We start from the raw sequence: 2,413 nt of genomic DNA, 5'->3' as shown, positions 1-2,413 counted from the left end.
CCGTCGTACGGGGTCCGGAGTCGTTCTCGATGCTCTTCGCGACCGCTCTCAACTACGTGCTGGTACAGGCCGAGTGCGCCATCGACCCGAAAGTGACCGCCGAACAACGGGAGTTCGCCGGCGGTCAGGTCGTTGTGTGGCTGGGTCGGGTGCCGGATCTGGGTGTCGTGTCGCGGTTGGGCGCGGCGTTGGAGCGGGTGTGGTGACCGACTGCGGGGCTGGGGTGGGGAGTTGGCGGTGACGGTACTGGTGTCGGTGTGGGGAGCGGCGCCCGGAGTCGGCAAGTCGACGCTGTGCGCCGGGCTGTCCCGGTCGCTCTCCGGTGCGGGGCTGCGGGTGGATCACTTCCACGAGGAGGAGATCCTGAGCCGGTCCGAATTCGCGGCTGTGGCCGAGGAGTTCGGGGCGACGGGAGCTGTGGCGATGGAGACGCTGGTCGCGGCGACGGCACGCTTCGTCGAGTCGGTGCGGGCGCGCGGCGACGACGTGGTGATCGCGGACGCGCTGGTGCCGTTCGTGCCGACGTTGCTGGCGATGGGGCACGGCGAGGAGACGATCGACGCGTTCATGGCCGACCTCACGAGCGTGCTGGCGCCGGTGCGCCCGGTCGTGGTCTTCCTCGACGGGGACGCCGGGACCGCGCTGTCCCGGGCCGGGGAGCGGGAGGGGCCGGAGTGGCTCGACCGGTACGTCGGGAAACTCACCGCGTACGAGGTGAGCCCGCCCGTGTCCGCCCTCGCGTCGGCGGTGACGTACCTGCGGCGCGAGCGGGCGGTGACGCTCGACGTGGTGCGCCGGCACGGGGGGGCGCTTGTCGAGGTCGAACGGGCCGAGGAGCTGACTCGGGGTGAGGTGCTGGCGGCAGCGGGGCAGGATCTGAGGCCCTGGCTTCCCTGACCCCCCCCCCGCTACTCCGCCAGATGCCGTTCGACCGTCTCCACCTTGGACGTGAGGCCGTCCGTCACGCCGGGGCGGATGTCCGCCTTGAGGACGACGGAGACGCGCGGGGCGCGGGCCTCGACGGCAGCCACCGCGCGCTTGACCACGTCCATCACCTCGTCCCACTCTCCCTCGATGGACGTGAACATCGCGTCGGTGCGGTTGGGCAGGCCGGACTCGCGGACCACGCGGACGGCGTCGGCGACGTACTCCCCCACGTCCTCGCCGACACCGAGGGGCGTCACGGAGAAGGCGACGATCATGCGTTCACGATCCCTTCCTGGCGGGCGCGGGAGGCGATGAGCGCGTTCTCGGCCTCGCGCTTGAGCTTGCGCTCGGCGAAGAAACCGCCGGTGGGCAGCACGGAGAGGATGAAGTAGAAGGCGGCCGTCTTGGCGCCCCACTTCGTGCGGTTCCAGGCGTCGACCCAGAAGAGGACGTAGAGGATGAAGAGGACACCGTGGACCATGCCCATGACGGGCACCGCGTTGAAGTCCGTGGTCCGCTTCAGCACCGAGCAGACGAGCAGCAGGAGGAAGGACACGGCCTCGGGGGCCGACACCAGGCGGAGGCGGCGGATGGCGGTGGCGGTCTTGATGTCCACAGGTCACCTTCGGTGAGGGAGACGTCCACAGTTTGTGAACGCGAGCACAAACGTTCACCCATTGTGGCAAACGGCTGGGCGAGCCGAGACTGGGGGTCCGCAGCCGAGCCCCCGGGAGTGCCCGTGCAGTTCGTTTTCTTCATGACGCTGCCCGGGCTGGTGGTCCTGCTGACCGCACTCGCGTTCCTCGACCAGCTGCTCCTGAAGATGGGCCGCGCCGGAATGCTCCCCTGGCGGAACTCCGGGCGGCAGGGCCAGATATCCGCGACCGGCTTCGAGCAACTGCACGCGAGCCTCTCCCCGGGCAAGCAGACCGAGCTGAAGGAACGCCAGAGCGCGCTGGTGATGCGGGACGACGAGGAGGACGGGGACCCGCCCTGGTCGACTGTGGACCTGCGCGCGGGGACCGCCGTCATCCGGCTGAACTCGTCCCGCGACACGGCGTAGCACCGGGCGACCACTGGCCGGAGCACCGCCCGCCGGGACGCCGGAGCATACCCCTCCGGGACGCGGGAGCATCCCCCTCCGGGACGCGGGAGCACCGCCCGCCGGCACGCCTTGGGCTCGCCCTGAGGGCACCCCGCGACAGGTCTTGAGGCCACCCCGTGACACGCCCTGCGGGCGCCTCGGATCCACCCCTGTAACGAACCCCGAGCCTGCCCCGGGGTCGGCCCACGACAAACCTCCGGCCCACCCCGAGTCCGCGTCCGCCTCGGCGACAAACCGCGGCCCACCCCGCAACACGTCCGGGGCCCGCGTCAGGCCTGCGGCGCGGCAAGTCGCGGGCCCGGCCCGGGGGCCGCCCCACGACTGCCCGGGCCCCGCGCGCAACGAACCACAACCCGCTCCGGGGCCACTCCACAACGAGCC

General features: G+C 71.4%; 4 protein-coding genes and 1 pseudogene. 3 read left to right on the top strand and 2 right to left on the bottom strand.

The genetic code is table 11. The annotated features are described in order from the left end of the window. Positions 1-206, top strand: a pseudogene (locus AC31A1_RS50215) (aminoglycoside phosphotransferase family protein); the annotation flags it as partial. Between the two features lie 31 nt (positions 207-237). Then, complete coding sequence (locus AC31A1_RS50210) at positions 238-897, top strand: hypothetical protein (protein ID WP_489659726.1); 660 nt, start codon at positions 238-240, stop codon at positions 895-897. Positions 898-908: 11 nt separating this feature from the next. Here AC31A1_RS50210 and AC31A1_RS50205 read toward each other — a convergent pair whose 3' ends face one another. Both AC31A1_RS50205 and AC31A1_RS50200 read right to left on the bottom strand, forming a co-directional pair. Then, positions 909-1,202, bottom strand: coding sequence for an MTH1187 family thiamine-binding protein (locus tag AC31A1_RS50205; protein ID WP_019060761.1), 294 nt, complete (start codon positions 1,200-1,202; stop codon positions 909-911). After that, positions 1,199-1,543 carry a DUF3817 domain-containing protein gene (locus tag AC31A1_RS50200; protein ID WP_489659725.1) on the bottom strand — a complete coding sequence of 115 codons (345 nt, stop codon included), beginning with the start codon at positions 1,541-1,543 and terminating at the stop codon, positions 1,199-1,201. Before AC31A1_RS50200 ends, AC31A1_RS50205 begins: the two co-directional genes overlap by 4 nt. 123 nt (positions 1,544-1,666) lie before the next feature. Here AC31A1_RS50200 and AC31A1_RS50195 point away from each other — a divergent pair, with 123 nt between their 5' ends. Further along, positions 1,667-1,990: a DUF6191 domain-containing protein gene (locus AC31A1_RS50195; protein ID WP_489659724.1), complete on the top strand. Its 324-nt coding sequence runs from the start codon at positions 1,667-1,669 to the stop codon at positions 1,988-1,990. The last annotated feature ends 423 nt before the right edge of the window (positions 1,991-2,413 follow it).

This window comes from Streptomyces sp. P5F9 (assembly GCF_057961495.1).
The sequence above is the reverse complement of the archived record's forward strand: the minus strand, read 5'-3'. Positions and strand labels throughout refer to the sequence as shown.